Annotated in this window: 2 protein-coding genes and 1 pseudogene; all 3 read left to right on the top strand. The window is 71.7% G+C overall.

The genetic code is table 11. From position 1 onward, the window contains the following. A pseudogene (locus tag AB0I76_RS27920) lies at positions 1–188 on the top strand (hypothetical protein); the annotation flags it as partial. Next, positions 185–1,081 carry a GTPase Era gene (era, locus tag AB0I76_RS27915; RefSeq protein ID WP_357041522.1) on the top strand — a complete coding sequence of 299 codons (897 nt, stop codon included), beginning with the start codon at positions 185–187 and terminating at the stop codon, positions 1,079–1,081. The pseudogene AB0I76_RS27920 and the gene era, both read left to right, overlap by 4 nt. A gap of 151 nt (positions 1,082–1,232) precedes the next feature. Continuing rightward, positions 1,233–2,302, top strand: a 1,070-nt coding sequence (locus tag AB0I76_RS27910) for an acyltransferase (RefSeq protein ID WP_357041520.1), incomplete at its 3' end; no start/stop codon positions are given.

Raw genomic sequence — 2,302 nt, 5'->3', positions numbered from 1 at the left:
ATCGCCACTTCGATGGTGCCGCCCTCGACGGGGAAGGCCGCCGGGAGTTTGGACTCGGCGTGGTGTCTGCCGTCGAGGTACAGGTGCGCTCTCGCGCCGGTCACGCCGCCGTCCGGGACCTCGCCGCCGACGCGCCGATCCACGTGGCGGCGCCGGACGGCACCGTCCTCGGCACGGTGCTCGCGTGAGCCAGCCGCAGGAGCGGCCCTACCGGGCCGGTTTCGCGTGCTTCGTCGGCCGACCGAACGCCGGCAAGTCGACGCTGACCAACGCGATCGTCGGCACCAAGATCGCAATCACGTCGAACAAGCCGCAGACCACCCGGCACATCATCCGGGCCGTGCTGCACCGGCCCGACTCGCAGCTCGTGCTCGTCGACACCCCTGGCCTGCACCGCCCCCGTACGCTGCTCGGCGAGCGCCTCAACGACCTGGTCCGCGCCACCTGGAGCGAGGTCGACGTGATCGGCCTCTGCATCCCGGCGGACGAGCCGGTGGGCCGGGGCGACCGCTTCATCACCGGTGAGCTGGCCGAGCTGAAGGCCACCGTGCTGGCGGTGGTCACCAAGACCGACCTGGTGGACAAGAAGCGGCTGGCCGAGCAGTTGCTGGCGGTCAGCGAGCTGGGTGAGTTCGCCGCAGTGGTGCCGGTCAGCGCCGTCTCCGGGCACCAGGTGGACACCCTGGTCGACGTGATGACCGGCTACCTGCCGCCGTCTCCGCAGCTCTACCCGGACGACATGCTCACCGACGACCCGGAGCAGGTGATGGTCGCCGAGCTGATCCGGGAGGCGGCCCTGGAGGGGGTCCGCGACGAACTGCCCCACTCCATCGCGGTGGTGGTGGAGGAGATGATCCCCGAGGGTCAGGTGATCAAGATCTACGCCGACGTGTACGTCGAGCGGCCGAGCCAGAAGGCGATCGTGATCGGCCACCGGGCCAGCCGGCTCAAGGACGTCGGCACCCGGGCGCGGAAGCAGATCGAGGAGCTGCTCGGCAGTCGGGTCTACCTCGACCTGCACGTACGTGTGGCGAAGGACTGGCAGCGCGACCCGAAGCAGTTGCGCAAGCTGGGGTTCTGACCGCCCACGAGGGGAAGATGCCCGGGCGTGATCGGTACCGGTCGGGCGGATGGCATCTTTCACTTCGCGCAGGGGTCGCGTCTGTTTGCCGGGGGAGCGGCGGAGGGTAGGAGATGGAAATCCCCGTGCCCCCGGACACAAGTGCAGGCTGATGCGAAACCGATACCTGGACCTGCTCCGCTTCCTCGCCATCGTCCGCGTCGTCGTCTACCACGTCACCGGGTGGGCCTCGCTGACTCTCGTGTTCCCCGCCATGTCGGTGATGTTCGCCCTGGCCGGTTCGCTGATGGCCGCCTCCCTGCACAGGTGGGGCCCCGGCGCGGTGCTGCGGCGGATACGCCGGTTGCTGCCGTCGCTGTGGGTGCTCGCCGCGGTGTTCGTGCCGGCCATGCTGCTCACCGGTCTGCCGCTCTCGCCGAAGGTGCTGCTCTGGCTGTTCCCGATCGCCGACCCGCCGGCCAACGACTGGGGAGCGCTGGCCCTCAGCGTGATCTGGTACCTGCGCGACTACCTGTGGTTCGTCCTCGCCTCGCCGATCGCCCTGTGGCTGTTCCGGCGCGCGCCGCTGCCCACCCTGCTGGCCCCGTACGCCCTGCTGCTGGCGCTGCAGGCGGGCCTGTGGCCGGCGGCACCGACGGCGGCGCGGGACTTCGGCCTGTACTTCGGCGCCTGGCTGCTCGGCTTCGCCCACCAGGCGGGGATGCTGCGCCGGCTGGCCAACCGCGTGCTGGTGCCCCTCGCGCTCGCCCTGGCCGTCGCCGGCGGGACGTGGATCATCACCCATCCGGGTCCGCGCGGGTACGACCTCAACGACAACCCCCTGGCCAACGCCCTCTGGTCGGCGGCCTTCGTCCTCGTGCTGCTCGGTCGGGGGCCGGCGACGACCGCCTGGGTGGACCGTAGCGCCGTGTTCAGCCGCGTGGTGACGGTCTTCAACCGGCGCGCGCTCACCGTCTACCTGTGGCACATGCCGTTCGTGGTCGCCCTCACCCCGCTGGTCGACGTGGTGGGCTGGACCCACCAGGACCCGGTCGGGTTGGCCGTCCGGGTGGCGCTGGTCTTCGCCCTGGTGGGGCTGGTCACCGCCGCGGTGGGCTGGGTCGAGGACGTGGCCGCCCGACGACCACCCGAGCTGGTCCCCGGTGGCCGCCGCCCGGCGCGCCCCCGCGCCGCCGACGTCGTGCCCTCCAGCCCGGCCCCGGCCGGCGCCGGCCACGCCGG

This window comes from Micromonospora sp. NPDC049799 (genome assembly GCF_040656655.1).
Taxonomy (GTDB): Bacteria; Actinomycetota; Actinomycetes; order Mycobacteriales; family Micromonosporaceae; genus Micromonospora.
This window is presented reverse-complemented; position numbering and strand designations above follow the sequence as displayed.